Source organism: Dickeya sp. CFBP 2040 (assembly GCF_012273755.1).
Classification (GTDB): Bacteria; Pseudomonadota; Gammaproteobacteria; order Enterobacterales; family Enterobacteriaceae; genus Dickeya; species Dickeya poaceiphila.
On record NZ_JAAVXH010000021.1, the window covers coordinates 20,977 to 39,827 of the forward strand.

At 53.5% G+C, this 18,851-nt stretch carries 12 protein-coding genes; 10 read left to right on the forward strand and 2 right to left on the reverse strand.

The genetic code is table 11. From position 1 onward, the window contains the following. Positions 1 to 55: 55 nt before the first annotated feature. Both Dpoa2040_RS02860 and yccS read left to right on the forward strand, forming a co-directional pair. Positions 56 to 502, forward strand: a complete 447-nt coding sequence (locus Dpoa2040_RS02860) for a YccF domain-containing protein (protein ID WP_042872033.1) — start codon at positions 56 to 58, stop codon at positions 500 to 502. A gap of 18 nt (positions 503 to 520) precedes the next feature. Then, entirely contained in the window at positions 521 to 2,722 is a 2,202-nt protein-coding gene (gene yccS, locus Dpoa2040_RS02865) for a YccS family putative transporter (protein WP_042872034.1), read from the forward strand. On the opposite strand, the gene Dpoa2040_RS02870 is transcribed toward yccS, so the two are convergent. Next, a complete protein-coding gene (locus Dpoa2040_RS02870; protein WP_168640226.1) occupies positions 2,719 to 3,348 on the reverse strand; it encodes a TfoX/Sxy family DNA transformation protein in 630 nt (209 codons plus the stop codon). The two genes, yccS and Dpoa2040_RS02870, sit on opposite strands and share 4 nt — an antisense overlap. A gap of 220 nt (positions 3,349 to 3,568) precedes the next feature. Here Dpoa2040_RS02870 and sulA point away from each other — a divergent pair, with 220 nt between their 5' ends. Both sulA and ompA read left to right on the forward strand, forming a co-directional pair. Beyond that, positions 3,569 to 4,063 (forward strand): SOS-induced cell division inhibitor SulA, encoded by a 495-nt coding sequence (gene sulA, locus Dpoa2040_RS02875; protein WP_168640227.1) that lies wholly within the window; start codon positions 3,569 to 3,571, stop codon positions 4,061 to 4,063. A 362-nt stretch (positions 4,064 to 4,425) separates the two neighbouring features. Beyond that, complete coding sequence (gene ompA / locus Dpoa2040_RS02880; RefSeq protein ID WP_168640228.1) at positions 4,426 to 5,490, forward strand: porin OmpA; 1,065 nt, start codon at positions 4,426 to 4,428, stop codon at positions 5,488 to 5,490. 409 nt (positions 5,491 to 5,899) lie between these two features. Here ompA and Dpoa2040_RS02885 read toward each other — a convergent pair whose 3' ends face one another. After that, entirely contained in the window at positions 5,900 to 6,862 is a 963-nt protein-coding gene (locus Dpoa2040_RS02885) for an aldo/keto reductase (protein WP_042872045.1), read from the reverse strand. A 258-nt stretch (positions 6,863 to 7,120) separates the two neighbouring features. Here Dpoa2040_RS02885 and Dpoa2040_RS02890 point away from each other — a divergent pair, with 258 nt between their 5' ends. The 6 genes from Dpoa2040_RS02890 (at position 7,121) to baeS (ending at position 18,851) form a co-directional block, all read left to right on the forward strand. Further along, positions 7,121 to 8,302 (forward strand): NupC/NupG family nucleoside CNT transporter, encoded by a 1,182-nt coding sequence (locus Dpoa2040_RS02890; RefSeq protein WP_042872047.1) that lies wholly within the window; start codon positions 7,121 to 7,123, stop codon positions 8,300 to 8,302. Positions 8,303 to 8,515: 213 nt separating this feature from the next. Then, positions 8,516 to 9,760, forward strand: coding sequence for an MdtA/MuxA family multidrug efflux RND transporter periplasmic adaptor subunit (locus Dpoa2040_RS02895; protein WP_168640229.1), 1,245 nt, complete (start codon positions 8,516 to 8,518; stop codon positions 9,758 to 9,760). Continuing rightward, entirely contained in the window at positions 9,760 to 12,900 is a 3,141-nt protein-coding gene (locus Dpoa2040_RS02900; RefSeq protein WP_168640230.1) for an MdtB/MuxB family multidrug efflux RND transporter permease subunit, read from the forward strand. Before Dpoa2040_RS02895 ends, Dpoa2040_RS02900 begins: the two co-directional genes overlap by 1 nt. Continuing rightward, the gene (gene mdtC, locus Dpoa2040_RS02905) at positions 12,897 to 15,986 is read left to right on the forward strand and encodes a multidrug efflux RND transporter permease subunit MdtC (protein WP_168640231.1); all 3,090 of its coding nucleotides are present in this window, start codon (positions 12,897 to 12,899) and stop codon (positions 15,984 to 15,986) included. The genes Dpoa2040_RS02900 and mdtC overlap by 4 nt, the downstream gene beginning before the upstream one ends. 94 nt (positions 15,987 to 16,080) lie before the next feature. Continuing rightward, positions 16,081 to 17,493, forward strand: coding sequence for a multidrug transporter subunit MdtD (gene mdtD, locus Dpoa2040_RS02910; RefSeq protein WP_168640232.1), 1,413 nt, complete (start codon positions 16,081 to 16,083; stop codon positions 17,491 to 17,493). Next, positions 17,493 to 18,851 (forward strand): two-component system sensor histidine kinase BaeS, encoded by a 1,359-nt coding sequence (gene baeS, locus Dpoa2040_RS02915; RefSeq protein ID WP_042872059.1) that lies wholly within the window; start codon positions 17,493 to 17,495, stop codon positions 18,849 to 18,851. The genes mdtD and baeS overlap by 1 nt, the downstream gene beginning before the upstream one ends.

Consider the following 18,851-nt stretch of genomic DNA (forward strand, 5'->3'; position numbering starts at 1 on the left):
TAATAATGTGATAATTCGTTTCCAGTCATAGGGTTTGACCGAGGGTAGTCATATCATGCGAGCCGTACTCAATATCCTGAATTTCGTGCTGGGCGGTTTTTTTACGACGCTCGCCTGGTTGCTGGCTACTGTCGTCAGCCTTGTTCTGGTGTTTACCCTGCCGCTGACACGTTCATGCTGGGAAATTACCAAGCTCTCGCTGTTGCCATATGGTAATGAAGCTATTCACGTTGATGAGCTACGGCCAGAGCAAAAAAGTACGCTGCTCAATGCCAGCGGTACACTGCTCAATGTGTTCTGGTTGATCTTTTTCGGTTGGTGGCTGTGTCTGTCGCATATTGCCAGCGGTATCGCCCAATGCCTGACTATCATCGGCATCCCGGTTGGGATAGCGAACTTCAAAATTGCCGCCATAGCCCTGTGGCCGGTAGGCCGGCGCGTGGTATCAGTGGAAGAGGCGCAGGCTGCCAGAGAAGCCAACGCCCATCGGCGTTATCAGTAACCAGGACGGATTATCATCGTGCAACAGAGCGTCACAACCAACCTGCGGCGGGTTATCTATAATAGTAGCTGGCTGTATAACCTGCGGATACTGATCGCACTCAGTGGTGCGGCGCTTGTCCCCTGGTGGTTAGATGTCTCCACCAGCACCATCCCTTTAACACTGGGTGTGGTCGCGGCAGCGCTGACCGATCTTGATGACCGGTTGTCTGGACGCCTGTTTAACCTGCTGATTACCCTTGCCTGCTTTCTGGTCGCCTCGGTGTCGATCGAACTGCTTTATCCACACCCGTGGTTATTTGCCATCGGACTGGCGCTCTCAACCTGGAGCTTTATTCTGCTGGGTTCGCTGGGGAAGCGCTACGCGACTATCGCTTTCGGCGCATTGCTGATAGCCATTTATACCATGCTGGGCATTTCGCTTTACAGCGATTGGTACCAACAGCCGTTTCTACTGTTATTAGGGGCACTGTGGTACAACCTATTGACCCTGCTTGGTCACCTGTTATTTCCCATTCGTCCATTGCAGGACAATCTGGCCCGGTGCTATCAGCAACTGGCACACTATCTGGAAACCAAATCCAACCTGTTCGACCCTGATATCGATGACAACGATCAACCGTTGATCGATGTGGCGATGGCCAACGGCCAGTTGGTGAATACACTCAATCAGGCCAAGGCATCGTTACTGACTCGGCTACGTGGTGATCGGGGCCAGCGTGGCACCCGGCGCACGCTGCACTATTATTTTGTCGCGCAGGATATTCACGAACATGCCAGTTCGGTACACATCCAGTATGAACAATTGCGACATATGCTGCGCTACAGTGATGTACCTTTTCGATTTCAGCGTTTGCTATTCATGCTGTCTCGCGCCTGCCAACTGGTATCACAGTCCATTTTACTACAGCAAAAATACCAGCATGATTACCGCATTGAGCGGGCCTTCTCCCATTTAGACGCCGCTATCGACCGGCTGGCAGCTCAAGGGGTAGAAACGTTATACATCAAGGCGTTGCGCTATTTACTCAATAACTTACGGGCGATTGACGCTCAGTTAATCAATATCCAATCCGAGCAGACGCTTGAACGCCACAATCATCGCCTTCCGGCAGAAAGCCGGCTATCTGACGATAAAATTACCGGCTGGAGCGACATCCGGTTACGTATTAGCCGTCACCTTACTCCACAGTCATCGCTGTTTCGCCATGCAGTGCGTATGTCACTGGTACTGTGTATCGGTTACGCAATTATTCAGTTGACCGGCTTACACCATGGCTACTGGATTCTGCTGACCAGTCTTTTTGTCTGCCAGCCAAACTACAACGCCACCCGCCGCCGCTTAGCATTGCGCATTGTCGGAACGCTGGGCGGGGTACTCATCGGCGTACCGCTGCTGTATATCGTGCCATCACTGGAAGGGCAACTAACCCTGATTGTTATCAGCGGCGTACTGTTTTTTGCCTTTCGCACTGTGCAATACGCACAAGCCACACTGTTTATCACCCTGCTGGTACTGATGTGTTTTAATTTATTGGGCGAAGGGTTTGAGGTCGCCATTCCAAGAGTGGTCGATACGTTGCTGGGTTGCGGCATTGCCTGGGCGGCGGTCAGTTTTATCTGGCCAGACTGGAAATTCCGCGGACTGCCTGCGGTAATTAATAAGGCTATGAATACAAATTGTCGTTATCTCGACGCCATCATGATTCAGTATCGTCATGGCAAAGATAATGGACTGCCTTATCGTATCGCCCGCCGCGATGCTCACAACAGCGATGCAGAACTGGCTTCGGTGGTTTCCAACATGTCAGCTGAACCCCATGCCCGGCCCAACACACTGGAAAACGCCTTCAGATTGATGTGCCTTAACCACACACTGCTGGGATATATTTCCACGCTGGGAGCACATCGTGAGCATATTCAGTCGGCCGAGACCCTGCAATTACTCAGTGATGGCGTTTGTTATGTCGATGACGCACTTCATCAAGACAACAGCGATCAGGCAACGCTGGCGCTGGACAGAGAGCTGGAAGCACTGAAAAACCGTATCCATACCCAGTATCCGGAACAGGATAGTCGGGAACAACTGGTATTACAGCAGGTTAACTTAATCATCGGCCTGCTGCCGGAACTGACGCAACTGAAAAACCAAATGATTGCTGAAGAAAATCGCTCACAGGAAACGATGCATCGGAATCGACAACAGACCTCAGAGCACTAATTGATTCGGGGCGGTCTGAAAGCTCGCGGACTGGTATTCTCAAACCATTCAATCAACTCACTGCGCATTCCTTGCGGCAGCGCAGCTTGATGGACGCCGCAAATAGCGCCTGCCAACGCCAGCAGCACATTAACGCTCAGATTTTGGCTGACAGAACGCAGTTTAAGATAGCTGATTTTCGCCCCAAGTCGATGTAATTCATCGATATTCTTAATCCCTACCTTCCAGAGTAAACGTTCCAGATCGTGATTGATATTCGGTAAATCTTTCAGCCTGATGCAACGTTTTCTGGCTGCTTTGTCCTGACAAGCGCCCTGCAGCGACAGCGATGCCAGCTCCAGCAAAGCCGACTCATCTCGCCAGAGCTCCTCACTGACCAGATAATAATTAAGCGGCACCGGCAAACCACGTTTGGTATAAATCAGTTTAGGTGCCTGTTGTTCGAGGAAAAAACCCTCGTTACGAGGCGCAGCACGCAGATAGAGTTCCCCGCTGGATACAAGCGCGAAAATCACACCATCCGCCGCAATGCTGTAACCGCCAAATTGTGAGCGGGAGAAAATATGCCCCAGCGGCGCAAATAACGCTTTCGCCTGTAAAATCCTTTTTTCGCATAGTTTTTTCATTACTTATTCCTTGTATTGAGTGTTTTCTCTTGTTTACCAGAGACATCCGTAGCAGGAACAATTAATTAAACACAGCGAAACAGTGTCTTCAAATACAAAAAATGTCATGTGGGCAATAGCCTGATGATTATGCGAAGCGCTTTCAGAAATTCTGATTGATCTTTGCCCACACAAAATATACTGTACACACATACAGTGTGACAGTGAGATTAAAGAAACTATGCGTACTCAAACTGTTCGTTCTCGTCATATCGGCCATAGGTCAGACCTAAGTCATGGCACAATGTCAAAGACGGCCTCCAGCGGGTTTATCAGTGAAATCGTCTATGGTGACGACCATCCCATGCTGACACCGTTGCTACTCCCGTTGTTGCAACAACTAGGTACGCAATCACGCTGGCTACTCTGGCTTTCACCACAGCAGAAGCTCAGCCGCCTGTGGTTACAACAAGCAGGATTACCATTAGAAAAAATGATTGAATTACATCGCATCAACCCAGTATCTACCGCTGATGTAATGGAGAAAGCGTTAATGACGGGTAATTACAGCGTCGTATTATGCTGGTTGCCGGGTGATCTGGAGAATGTACAAAAAATGCGCTTGCAAAGAGCGGCACAGCAAGGAAACACCTATGGATTTCTTATGCGTCCAGAGGAAAAATCGATCACAGGACCATTTTCTACACTAAAAATTCATCCAAGATTGTATCATTAAATGAATATTAGGATTTTTCTTATAAAAGCATCGCAAATTCTCCGCAGCCCACGGAAATACCGTGCCCAGCAAGTTATTGCAGTATATTAAAATTAAAAGATATTCGGGCAATCTGATAAAATCGCCCATTATTTGTTAATAATTATGTATGAATGGCTGGTTTTTTTATGGCAGCAGTCACATCATGCTTGTAACTTTCTCACCACGTTGTAGACTTTAGCTCGCTGGAGTTGCCCTTCATAATGCCAGTTCACTGGCAGCACGTAATTAGACCAAGGGCAGTATCTCCGAGAAAGGATTTTAACCAAAGGCTGATTAGCTTTCAGAGTTAATTGCCGATTTGGATGATAATGAGGCGTAAAATGAAAAAAACAGCTATCGCAATTGCAGTGGCACTGGCTGGCTTTGCTACCGTAGCACAAGCCGCACCGAACGATAACACCTGGTACGCTGGTGGTAAGCTGGGCTGGTCCCAGTACCATGATACTGGCCTGACCGGCAATGGTTACAATTCAACCGATGCCCAGAAAAACCAACTGGGTGCTGGTGCATTCGGTGGTTATCAGGTTAACCCGTACCTGGGTTTTGAAATGGGCTATGACTGGCTGGGCCGAATGAAGTATAGCGGCAGCAACAATGGCAGCTTCAAAGCGCAGGGCGTTCAGTTGGCAACTAAACTGAGCTACCCGATCATTGACGATCTGGACGTCTACACGCGTCTGGGTGGTTTTGTATGGCGTGCTGACAGCCGTGACGCCACTGGTCGTAGCAATAACGACACTGGCGTGTCTCCGCTGGCAGCAGTGGGTGTTGAATACGCTATCACCAAAAACTGGGCAACCCGTCTGGACTACCAGTGGGTGAACAACATTGGCGATGCTGCCACTGTTGGCGGTCGTCCGGATAACGGTCTGCTGAGCGTGGGCGTTTCTTACCGTTTCGGTCAGGAAACTGCTGCCCCGGCTCCGGTTGTTGCACCGGCTCCAGCTCCGGCTCCGGCCCCAGCTCCGGTTGTTCAGACCAAACGCTTCACGCTGAAGTCTGACGTACTGTTCAACTTCAACAAAGCAACTCTGAAACCGGAAGGTCAGCGTTCTCTGGACCAGCTGTATTCTCAGCTGAGTTCTCTGGACCCGAAAGATGGTTCTGTCGTTGTTCTGGGCTTCACTGACCGCCTGGGTTCCGACCAGTACAACCAGACTCTGTCCGCCAAACGTGCACAGACTGTTGTTGACTACCTGGTACACAAAGGTATCCCGTCTAACAAGATCTCTGCTCGTGGTATGGGTAAAGCCAATCCGGTTACTGGTTCCAACTGTGCTAACGTGAAAGCACGTGCAGCGCTGATCGAATGTCTGGCACCGGATCGTCGCGTAGAGATCGAAGTGAAAGGCATCAAAGACGTCGTGACTCAGCCTCAGGCTTAATCGCTATCAGGCATACGTCGATGGAAGAGGCGGTAGTCCTATAGATAAGTAGTTCTATGGATATAATTACCGCTGATTCCAATCAAAAAAACAGCCTCTGTTTTTGCAGAGGCTGTTTTTTTATTCTGTTGCAGAAAACCTAAAACCGTGGGAAATAATATTAGTCACTCTCCTGACTTGTTATTTTTTATACCATCCTGACCATAGTCCTATTCTGAGCGGAATAATTTATCACATCATTAAAGCAGACCACTCCATGCCTCTTGTCATCTGAAAAATAACTCTACACCCTAAATAATTTCATATCCTAAATAATGCAAACGACAGAGTAGAAAACCGGGAGGCAATCCGGCCTGATACCGAAGCTCCCCCGTCATGAGAATAACGTCACGAGAACGACGCCCGGCATTCAGGCACTGGCGACATTCAATTGTTCAATCTCATGAGGCATTAATGCCAACCGGGTGGCGTTAGCCAGCTCCGCTACCTGTTCGACTGAGGTGGCGCTGACTATCGGCGACGTTACTCCAGGCCGGGCAATCAGCCATGCCAAGGCTACCTGACCAGGAGTGGCCGCGTGCGCTTCGGCTAGCTGATCCAACACGTTCAAAATAGCCAGACCACGCGGATTGAGATAACGTTCCACCACACCTGGACCACGCGCGCTTTTCGCAGCATCGGCAGCCGAACGGTATTTACCGGATAAAAAACCACTCGCCAGCGAATAATACCCAATCACCCCCAGACCGTTAGCCTTTACCACCGGTTCCAGCGTGGTTTCATAGTGCTGGCGATCATACAGATTGTATTCCGGTTGCAAGGTTTCGTAACGCGCCAGATGGTTATCCTGACTGACCTGTAATGCCTGCGCCAGACGTTCACCTTCATAGTTGGATGCACCGATAGCGCGCACCTTCCCTTCCCGAATCAGCGCATCGAAGGCGAATAGTGTCTCTTCCAGCGGGGTATTTTTATCATCATCATGGGATTGATACAGATCGATATAATCAGTCTGCAAACGGCGCAGCGAATCCTCCACGGCCCGACGAATATAAGCAGCCGACAGCCCATGCCGGTCACCGCCCATATTCTTGCCCACTTTGGTAGCAATCATTACCCGATCACGATTTCCACGCTGTTTTAGCCAGTTGCCAATAATGTTTTCCGACTCACCACCTTGATTGCCAGGCGACCAGATCGAATAGACATCTGCGGTATCAATAAAGTTGAGTCCCTGATCAAGCAAGGCATCCAGCACCCGAAACGACGTTGGCGCATTAATAGTCCAGCCAAATACGTTGCCGCCAAAAGTCAGTAACGGTACCCGAATTCCCGAATGTCCCAGTTCACGTAATACGCCAGACGCAGGCATTGTCATCTCCTTGTGGTTAGGTTTTCCCAGCCTGGCGAAACGGCCAGCAGGGAATTGTCATCACAACATTTTTCTGTCAGATGTGATGAAATCATTCATAGATCACCCAGATAGAAGTGAATGCTATGAGACCCACACTTCAGTTTAGGTTAATTTCCGCGATATAATTCCGCTTTTGCGTCTTAGGTCGCATTTTAGCCGCAGCCGTTACATAAAATGACGACCCAAAATCGGCCCCTATTATAATTTGGAGCAAATATGTCCAATATTCTGCAATTTATCCTGGCACTGATTGTTGTCGCCGGCCTGTCACTGTTGGTGTGCCGTGATCGCAAGAGCATTCGCGTCAGATATATTGTTCAGCTTTTAGTCATTGAAATTCTGCTTGCCTATTTCTTTCTCTATTCCAGTGCAGGCTTGGGTTTCGTAACAGGCTTTGCCAGTCTGTTTGACAAACTGCTTGGCTTCGCAGGCGAAGGTACGACCTTCGTCTTTGGCAACATCGGCAATAATAGCTTTGTGTTCTTCCTGAAAGTGCTGTGCCCGATTGTCTTCATCTCCGCGCTAATTGGTATCTTGCAGCACATAAAAGTCCTGCCGTTTATCATCCGTTTGATCGGCACCATCCTGTCCAAAGTTAATGGTATGGGTAAGCTGGAGTCTTTTAACGCCGTCAGTTCGCTGATTCTTGGCCAGTCTGAAAACTTTATCGCCTATAAAGACATTCTCGGACAGATGTCAGAAAAACGCATGTACACCATGGCCGCTACGGCCATGTCCACCGTATCGATGTCGATTGTCGGTGCCTACATGTCAATGCTGGACGCCAAATACGTCGTGGCGGCGCTGGTGCTCAACATGTTCAGCACTTTCATCGTGTTGTCGCTCATTAACCCGTACGACACCAGCGAAGAGAAAGAACTGCACCTGAGCAACCTGCATGAAGGTCAGAGCTTCTTTGAAATGTTGGGCGAATATATTCTGGCCGGTTTCAAGGTTGCGGTTATCGTTGCTGCAATGTTGATCGGTTTCATCGCGCTAATCGCCAGCATTAACGCGCTGTTTAGCGCCGTGTTCGGCCTGAGCTTCCAGGAAATCCTGGGTTACGTGTTCTATCCGTTCGCCTGGGTGATGGGTATCCCCAAAGCCGAAGCACTGCAGGTGGGCAGTATTATGGCTACCAAGCTGGTGTCTAACGAATTCGTCGCCATGATAGAAATGCAGAAAGTGGCTGGTCAGTTGTCGCCACGCAGCGTGGGCATCCTGTCGGTATTCCTGGTATCTTTCGCCAACTTCTCGTCGATTGGTATCGTAGCCGGTGCAATCAAAGGGCTGAACGAGGCACAGGGCAATACCGTTTCTCGCTTTGGTCTGAAACTGGTATACGGTTCTACGCTGGTCAGCCTGTTATCCGCTGCCGTTGCCGGACTGGTGTTGTAATCCCGTTGTCTTGATAACGACACCTCGCTGACACACATGGCACCCGATCCCCGGCGTTTATCACGCCGGGGATTCTTTTTCTACAAACCCTGACGCATCTTCCATATTTCCTCCATTTTTTACCCTTGGGTTACTGTTTAAACTAGTATCATAATATTCAGTGTTTCATGGGCTTATCTTGGCCTGTGCTGATTGGAGGTTCCTTCCATAATTATGAACGCCGCACGCTTATTTCGTTTTCTGTTATTGGCCATCGTTATTGCCGCAGCCTTTTTCGCCTGGCGTTATTTCCACACATCGCAATCAGAATCAGCTAACGAAGCGACAACTACACAGCAATCTTCACGTCAGGGACAAAACCGTAACGCCGGTGGACGCCGCGGCTCCACGGCACCACCGCCGGTGCAGGCCGCACTCACTGCCTCATCCTCTGTACCCTATTACCTGTCCGGTCTGGGTACGGTCACCGCCGCCAACACCGTCACGGTGCACAGCCGGGTCAGCGGTCAGTTGATGGCTATCCATTTCCAGGAAGGACAGCAGGTCAAAGAAGGCGAGTTGTTGGCAGAAATCGATCCACGGCCATTTCAGGTGGCGCTGACGCAAGCACAAGGTCAATTGGCCAAAGATCAGGCCTTGTTGACCAATGCTCGCCAGGATCTGGCTCGTTACCAACAACTGTCCAAAACCAGTCTGGTTTCTGGCCAACAGTTGGACACCCAGGAATCGCTGGTACGTCAATATGAAGCGACCGTGAAATCGGATCAGGGCTCGGTCGCCAGCGCGCAATTGCAGTTGGATTACAGCCGCATCACCGCACCATTTAGTGGCCGCGTCGGCCTGCGCCAGATTGACATCGGCAACTATGTCACCAGCACCGATAATCTGCTGGTGTTGACGCAAACCCACCCGATTGACGCCATATTCACGCTGCCGGAAAGCAATATTGCTACCGTGCTAAAAGCACAGAAATCCGGTCAGCCGGTGCTGGTGGAAGCCTGGGATCGCGCCAGTCAGCACATCCTCTCTCAGGGCCGGCTTCTGAGCATGGATAACCAAATCGACGCCACTACCGGCACCATCAGGCTAAAAGCCCGCTTCGACAATACCGACGACGCGCTGTTCCCCAATCAGTTCGTCAATATCAAGATGAAAGTCGATACCCTGCAAAATGTGGTGGTGGCGCCATCAGCCGCTATCCAGATGGGCAACGAAGGACGTTTTGTCTGGGTGTTGAACGATAAAGATCAGGTCAGTAAACACATCGTCACTACCGGTATTCAGTACGGTCAACAAACCGTGGTATCAAACGGGCTTAACGCGGGTGAGCGAGTGGTCACAGATGGCATAGACCGACTGACTGAAGGTGCGCATGTTGAAGTGCTGACACCTGCGACGACAGAGACCAAGCCTACCGCTGGCGTAGAAAAACCTCAGCATAAAGCGGAGAAATCCTGATGCAGGAGACAACACCGTTACAGGACGCCACACCGAGCAACGGTGGCGGACCGTCGCGCCTGTTTATTCTCCGGCCGATTGCCACCACGCTGTTGATGATCGCCATTCTGCTGGCCGGAATTGTCGGCTACCGCGCTTTACCGGTTTCAGCACTGCCAGAGGTGGATTACCCGACAATTCAGGTCGTTACACTGTACCCCGGTGCCAGCCCGGACGTGATGACCTCAGCGATAACCGCACCGCTGGAACACCAGTTTGGCAGCATGTCTGGTCTCAAACAGATGTCGAGCCAAAGCTCTGGCGGTTCGTCAGTCATTACCCTCCAATTCCAACTATCGCTCTCATTGGATGTAGCAGAACAGGATGTGCAAGCGGCGATCAACGCCGCCACCAACCTGTTACCTACCGATCTGCCTTTCCCGCCTATCTACAATAAGGTCAACCCGGCGGACCCACCGATCATGACGCTGGCGGTCACGTCCAGCGCCCTGCCGCTCACCCAGGTGCAGGATATGATCGAAACGCGCATCGCACAGAAAATTTCACAGGTGGAAGGCGTTGGATTGGTGAGTCTGGCTGGTGGGCAACGGCCATCGGTACGGGTCAAACTCAATCCGGGAGCGCTGGCGGCCTACGGGCTGAGCAGCGAAACGGTGCGCACCGCTATCACCGCCGCCAACGTCAACACGCCCAAAGGCAGTTTTGACGGCCCGGCGCGTTCGGTAACGGTATCTGCCAACGATCAGATGCGCTCGCTTGATGACTATCGCCAATTGATCATTGCCTGGAAAAATAACGCCCCGGTACGGCTACAGGATGTCGCTACGGTAGAACAGGCGGCAGAAAACACCCATCTGGCTGCCTGGGCCAATCAGAATCAGGCTATTGTCCTCAATATTCAGCGTCAGCCGGGAGCCAATGTGATTGCCACAGCTGACCATATCCGCACTCTGCTGCCGACGCTAAGAGCCAGCTTACCCAAATCTGTGGATATCGCTCTGCTCAACGACCGCACCACGACCATCCGGGCGTCGGTGGACGATGTACAGTTTGAACTGATCCTGGCTATCGCGCTGGTCGTGATGGTGATCTACCTGTTTCTGCGCAACGCGGTAGCGACGCTGATCCCCAGCATCGCAGTGCCGCTGTCGCTGGTGGGCACCTTCGCCGCCATGTATTTTCTCGGCTTTTCGATCAATAACCTGACATTGATGGCACTGACCATCGCCACCGGCTTCGTGGTCGATGACGCCATCGTCGTTATCGAAAACATCGCCCGTTACATTGAAAAAGGCGAAAAACCACTGCAGGCCGCGTTGAAAGGTGCTGGCGAAATCGGCTTTACCATCATTTCACTGACCTTTTCGTTGATCGCAGTATTGATCCCATTACTGTTCATGGGCGATATCATCGGTCGCCTGTTCCGTGAGTTCGCAGTAACACTGGCGGTGTCGATTCTGATCTCAGCGGTGGTGTCACTGACGCTAACCCCCATGATGTGCGCCCGCCTGCTCAGCCACCATTCACTGAGCCAGCAAAACCGTTTTACCCGTGCCAGTGAACGCTTCTTTGATGCGGTGATCGCCTGGTATGGCCGCGGTCTGACACGGGTGCTGAGCCACCCGTGGATTACTCTTGGTGTCGCGCTGAGCACGCTGGTGCTGACCGTTCTGCTGTATATCGTTATCCCCAAAGGTTTTTTCCCAATACAGGACAACGGCATTATTCAGGGCACCGTACAGGCGTCGCAAACTATCTCTTTCTCCGGCATGGTGGATAAACAACAGCAGGTCACCTCGCTTATCATGCAGGACCCGGCGGTGGAAAGCGTCACGTCGTTTATCGGCGTTGACGGCACGAATCCGTCGCTCAATAGCGGCAGGCTGCAGATCAACCTGAAGCCGCTGGATGAGCGCAGCGACCGTATTCAAGGCGTGATTGAGCGCCTGCAACAGCGCACATCCGCCCTGCCCGGCGTTCAGCTTTATCTGCAACCGGTGCAGGATCTGACTATCGATACGCAGGTCAGCCGCACCCAGTATCAGTTTACCCTGCAAACCATGTCGCTGGATGAACTCAGCACCTGGGTGCCGAAACTGATAGCAGAGTTGCAGAAACTGCCGCAGTTACAGGATGTCAGCAGTGACTGGCAGGACGGCGGCGCGATAGCCTACCTCAAGGTCAATCGTGACAACGCCAGCCGTCTCGGCATCACTATGTCGCAGGTAGACAGCGCCCTCTACAACGCCTTCGGTCAACGCCTGATCTCCACTATTTACACGCAATCCAACCAGTACCGGGTAGTACTGGAACAGCACCACGACAGCAGCAACGGGCTGGTGGCATTGAGTGATATCCGGCTTATCAACAGCAGTGGCGGCGTGGTGCCGCTAAGCAGCATCGCCACGATAGAAGAACGTCAGGGAGCCTTGTCGATCAATCACATCGACCAATTCCCCTCAACCACCATTTCGTTCAATGTCGCTCCCGGTTACGCACTGGGTGATGCGGTAAAAGTCATTCAGAAAACGCAACAACAGATGCAGTTGCCCAGCGACATCATTACCCGCTTCCAGGGCAGCACGCTGGCATTCCAGTCAGCGCTGACCAGCACCATCTGGTTGGTAGTGGCCGCAGTGATAGCCATGTATATCGTGCTGGGCGTACTGTATGAAAGTTTTATCCACCCGGTCACTATCTTGTCCACCCTGCCGACTGCCGGGGTCGGTGCGTTGCTGGCGCTGATGATGGCAGGCAGCGATCTGAACATTATCGCCATTATCGGCATCATTTTGCTGATCGGTATCGTGAAGAAGAATGCCATCATGATGATCGATTTCGCACTGGCGGCTGAACGCGAGCAGGGGATGACGCCGTATCAGGCCATTTATCAAGCCTGTCTGCTGCGTTTTCGCCCGATCCTGATGACCACCATGGCAGCACTGCTCAGCGCCGTTCCCCTGATGTTCAGTACCGGCGTAGGCGCAGAACTACGCCGTCCACTCGGTATCTGTATGGTCGGTGGGCTGGTGATGAGTCAGGTGCTGACGCTGTTTACCACGCCGGTGATTTACCTGCTGTTTGACCGTCTGGCGCATCGCCTGCGTCGCCGCCAGTTGCAGGAAGGGGAAGCACAGTGAAGTTTTTCGCGCTGTTTATCCATCGCCCGGTCGCCACTACGTTGCTGGCGCTGGCGATAGCACTGTGCGGCCTGCTCGGCTATCGGTTGCTGCCGGTGTCGCCGTTGCCACAGGTGGACTATCCGGTCATTTCGGTCACCGCCACCTTGCCTGGCGCATCACCGGAAACCATGGCGTCGTCGGTAGCGACGCCGCTGGAGCGCTCGTTAGGCCGCATTGCCGGCATCAATGAAATGACGTCAATGAGTTCGCTGGGCAATACCCGCATCATTCTGCAGTTTGCGCTGGAACGAGACATTAACGGTGCCGCCCGTGATGTGCAGGCCGCGATCAATGCCGCTCAAAGCCTGTTGCCAAGTAACATGCCGAGCCGTCCTTACTACCGTAAGGTTAACCCGTCAGATGCCCCCATCGTTATCATGACGCTGACGTCAGACACCTACGGTCCCGGTCAGTTGTATGATTACGCCTCGACCCAGATTGCCCAGCGGGTTTCACAGATTGAGGGCGTCGGCGACGTCACCATCGGCGGCAGCTCGTTACCGGCGGTGCGGGTGGCGCTCAACCCACAGGCGCTGTTCAATCAGGGCGTATCGTTGGATGCCGTACGCCAGTCTATCGCCCAGTCCAACGTGCGTCAGCCGCTCGGTAGCGTGGACAGCGGCGGTACTCACTACCAAATTCAAACTAACGATGAGTTGAAAAACGCCGATGCCTATCGTTCGCTGATCGTCCACTACAACAATGGCGCGCCAGTGCGGCTGAGCGATGTGGCGACGGTAAAAGACTCAGTGCAGAACGTGCTCAACGCCGGGATGAGCAACGCCAAACCCGCAGTTCTGGTGCTAATCCGCCGGGCACCAGACGCCAACATCATTTCCACCGTGGATGCCATTCGCGCCTCAATGCCAGAGCTGCAGGCCATGTTGCCCGCGGCCATTACGCTGAATATCGCGCAGGATCGTTCTCCCACCATTCGCGCGTCGCTGCGCGACGTAGAACGCTCGCTGACCATCGCGGTGTCGCTGGTCATTCTGGTGGTATTCCTGTTCCTGCGCTCCGGGCGCGCCACGTTGATCCCGGCTATCGCTGTGCCGGTGTCGTTAATTGGCTCCTTTGCCGCCATGTACTTGTGTGGCTTCAGTCTCAACAATCTGTCGCTGATGGCGTTGACCGTCGCCACTGGCTTCGTGGTGGATGACGCCATCGTAGTGCTGGAGAATATTTCTCGCCACATCGAAGCGGGCATGAAACCGCTGCAAGCCTCGCTGCAAGGGGTGCGGGAAGTCGGCTTCACCGTCGTATCGATGAGCCTGTCGCTCATTGCAGTGTTTATTCCGCTGCTATTCATGGCCGGCCTGCCAGGTCGCCTGTTCCGCGAGTTCTCAGTTACGCTGTCGGTAGCGATCCTGATTTCATTGCTGGTTTCCATCACGCTGACGCCGATGATGTGCTCCCGGCTGCTACGCTCCCACACGCCGCGCAGCCAGCCGCGCACACGTGGTTTCAACCGGCTCCTGTTCAGGCTGCAACAGGGCTATGGCCGCACCCTGCAATGGGTGTTGAACCACTCGCGCTGGGTAATGATGATGTTGCTGGGCACTATCGCCCTGAGCGTCTGGCTGTATATCAGCATCCCCAAAACCTTTTTCCCCGAACAGGATACCGGGCGGTTGTTGGGGTTCATTCAAGCCGACCAAAGCATCTCTTTTCAGGCCATGAAGCGCAAACTACAGGACTTCATGACCATCGTACGCGCCGATCCGGCGGTGGATAACGTCACCGGTTTCACCGGCGGTATGCGCACCAACAGCGGCGCGATGTTCATTAGCCTCAAACCGCTTTCCCAACGTGACGTCACCGCCCAGCAAGTGATTACCCGGCTGCGCGCCAAACTGGCGAAAGAACCGGGTGCCAACCTGTATCTGATGGCAGTGCAGGACGTACGCATCGGTGGACGCGAAGCCAACGGCGGTTATCAGTTCTCACTGCTGTCGGATGATCTGGCGGTATTAAGAGCCTGGGAGCCAAAAATCCGCGATGCCCTGAGTAAGCTGCCGCAACTGGCGGATGTCAGTTCCGACCAGCAGGACAAAGGCGCCGAACTGATGATGGTCTATGATCGTGATGCAATGGCGCGTCTCGGCATCAATGTCTCCAGCGTCAATGCGCTGCTGAACAACGCGTTCGGCCAGCGGCAGATCTCCACCATTTATCGACCAATGAACCAGTACAAAGTGGTGATGGAAGTCGATTCGGCTTACACCCAGGACCCCAGTTCGCTGGATAAGATGTTTGTTATCAACAACGACGGCAAACCGATACCGCTGTCGTTCTTCGCCCGCTGGCAACCGGCCAATACGCCGCTGGCGGTCAACCATCAAGGATTGTCAGCCGCCGCCACGATCTCCTTCAACCTGCCAGAGGGCGCCAGCCTGTCTGATGCGACGACGGCTATTGAGCGCACCATGACCTCGCTGGGTGTTCCTCCTACCGTACGGGGGCAATTTGCCGGTACCGCACTGGCGTTCCAGCAATCTCAGCATTCGCAGGTGGTGTTGATTATTGCGGCGATCCTGACGGTCTACATCGTGCTGGGAATACTGTATGAGAATGTCGCCCACCCGTTAACCATTCTCTCGACGCTGCCGTCCGCCGGGGTTGGTGCGCTGCTGGCGCTGGAGCTGTTTGGCAAGCCGTTCAGTCTGATTGCGCTGATTGGCATTCTGCTGTTGATAGGCATCGTGAAGAAAAACGCCATCATGATGGTGGATTTTGCATTGGTGGCGCAGCGGGAAGGGAAATTGTCGGCGCACGAGGCCATTTTCCGCGCCTGCATGTTGCGTTTTCGCCCGATCATGATGACGACTATGGCAGCACTCTTCGGCGCACTGCCGCTGGTGCTGAGCAGCGGCGATGGTTCGGAACTGCGCCAGCCTCTCGGTATTACTATCGCCGGCGGGCTGGTGATGAGCCAGTTACTGACGCTATACACCACGCCGGTGGTGTACCTGTTTTTTGATCGCCTGCAATGGCGTCGCCACAAACGGTCTGGCACAGCTGCGCATACCGAACCGTCGGCCTGACGTTGCGACAGCTGCGATTGCCGTAGCTGTAACATTTGCCGGGGTTCGCCCCGGCATCTAGAAGGGAAAACTATTCCAAGGAGTCATACCGCACATGAGCAATCAGCCCGCTTCCGTTCGCTGGCAGCTGTGGATTGTGGCCTTCGGCTTTTTTATGCAAGCGTTGGATACCACTATCGTCAACACGGCTTTGCCCTCTATGGCTATCAGCCTGAATGAAAGCCCGCTGCGAATGCACGCGGTCATTGTCTCCTATGTGCTGACGGTAGCGATACTGCTGCCCGCCAGCGGCTGGCTGGCGGATAGGTTTGGTGTGCGGAATATTTTCTTTTCCGCCATCATGCTGTTCAGCCTCGGTTCACTGCTGTGCGCCCGCGCCACTACCCTGAATGAACTGCTGTTGTCCCGTGTGATTCAGGGTATCGGTGGTGCGATGATGGTACCAATTGGCCGCCTGACGGTAATGAAACTGGTGCCACGCGCGCAGTACATGGCGGCGATGACCTTCGTCACGCTGCCGGGGCAGATAGGCCCGCTAATGGGTCCAACGCTCGGCGGTTTTTTGGTGCAGTACGCCAGTTGGCACTGGATCTTTCTGATCAATATTCCGGTCGGCCTGCTCGGCGCCCTCGCCACCTGGTGGCTGATGCCCAACTTCACCATGCCGCCACGCCGTTTCGACCTGCGCGGCTTTGTCTGTCTGGTCATCGCCATGGGTACGCTGACGCTGGCGCTGGACGGGCAGAAAAGCCTCGGTTTAAGTCCGCCAGCATTGAGCGCGCTGGTGCTGACCGGCCTGCTGGCGCTGCTGGGGTATTGGCTGCACGCCAGAAACAACGAACAGTCACTGTTTAACCTGCGTCTGTTCAATACCCGTAGCTTTACCATTGGGCTGTTCGGCGGCTGGCTGGCGCGCATCGGCAGTGGGATGCTGCCATTTATGACGCCGGTGTTTCTGCAAATCGGCCTAGAGTACACACCGTTTCACGCCGGTATGATGATGATCCCGCTGGTGCTCGGCAACATGGGGATGAAACGGCTGGTGGTGTTGATAGTCAACCGATTCGGTTACCGTGCCGTATTAATTGCCTCCACCCTGACGCTGGCGTTAGCCACCCTGCTGTTTGCGCTGGTGGCGCTGATGAACTGGCACTGGATGACCCCGGTAGTACTACTGCTGGTAGGCATGGTGAACGGTATCCGTTTTTCTACCATGAATACTCTGACGCTCAAGGATTTACCTGACGATCTGGCCAGTGGCGGTAACAGCCTGCTGTCGATGTCGATGCAATTATCCACCAGTATGGGGGTGACCATCGCCGGTCTGTTGCTGGGCATTTTCGCCAATCAGCATCTGGTGAGTGGCACGCCGGAAACCCATACGGTATTCCTCTACACCTATCTGTGCATGGTGGCGGTGATGGCGTTCCCGGCGCTGATTTTTAACCACGTGCCGCCCGATACCATTCAACAGGCGACGCTAACGCGCGCTTCACGAGGTGAATGATGAGATTCGGCATCACCGCCAGGCTGTTTCTGGCGATTTTTTCCACCTGTATGCTGGTGCTGGTCATCATGCATCTGGGTGTCCGGCTCAGTTTTGAGAAAGGGTTTATCGACTACATCCGCCACGGCAACGAACAGCGAGTGGTGCAAATTCGCAGTTGGCTGGAAGATCAGTATCAGCAACACGGCAACTGGGATTTTCTGCACAATAACGAGCACGGCATTTTCTCCATGTTACGGGAGATGGAACAGAATAACGATGAAGCGATGCAAGCCTGGCGTACCCGGTTTTGGGTCACGGACGAGAACCGCCGCCGCCTGATAGGCCCGCCAATTCCGATGCCAGCCGGCAGCAACTGGCAACCGCTGATGGCGAAAACACAGACCGTTGGCTGGCTGGTGACTGCGCCGGTAGAAGGGCTGACCCGCAGCGCAGATATCAACTTCGACCGCCAGCAACAGCGTACCAGTTGGCTGATTGTCGCTTTTACTACCCTGTTAGCCGCAGTGGTGACCTGGATGATGTCGCGCGGGCTGCTGGCCCCGGTCAAACGGCTGGTTAATGGCATCCACCAACTGGCGGGCGGAGATTTTAGCACACGCGTAACAGCCAGTGGGCGCGATGAACTGGATCGTCTGGCGCAGGACTTTAATCAGTTAGCCTCAGCGCTGGAAAAAAACGAACAGTCGCGCCGCGCATTCATGGCAGACATATCCCACGAGTTGCGCACCCCACTGGCGGTGCTGCGTGGTGAGCTGGAAGCCTTGCAGGATGGCGTGCGCCGACCCGATACCGCAGCGTTTAGCTCACTACAAACGGAGGTCGCGTTACTGACCAAACTGGTGGACGACTTGCATCAACTGTCGTTGTCCGATCTTGGCGCACTGGCTTACCGCAAGACCGCCGTCAATGTCAGCGCGCTGCTACAGGTGTCGATAGCGTCGTTCAGGGAACGTTTTCAGCACAAAAACATCCAACTCACTACCCGCTTTCATCCCGAAGCTGTCGTATTTGGCGACCCGGACCGACTGAACCAATTGTTCAATAATCTGCTGGAAAACAGCTTGCGTTATACTGATGATGCGGGACAACTGGAGGTGGAAACCGAATTACGCCAGCAACGGCTGGTCATTCACTGGCGTGATAGCGCCCCCGGCATCAGCGATGAACAACTGGCGCTGATATTCGAGCGTTTCTACCGCGCAGAAAGCTCGCGCAACCGTGCCAGCGGCGGCTCCGGACTGGGGTTGTCCATTTGCGCCAATATCATTGAGGCGCACGATGGACGCCTGTATGCTGAGCATTCATCACTCGGCGGCGTACAAATCACTGTCGAGATTCCGTTGCACCTCTCCTGA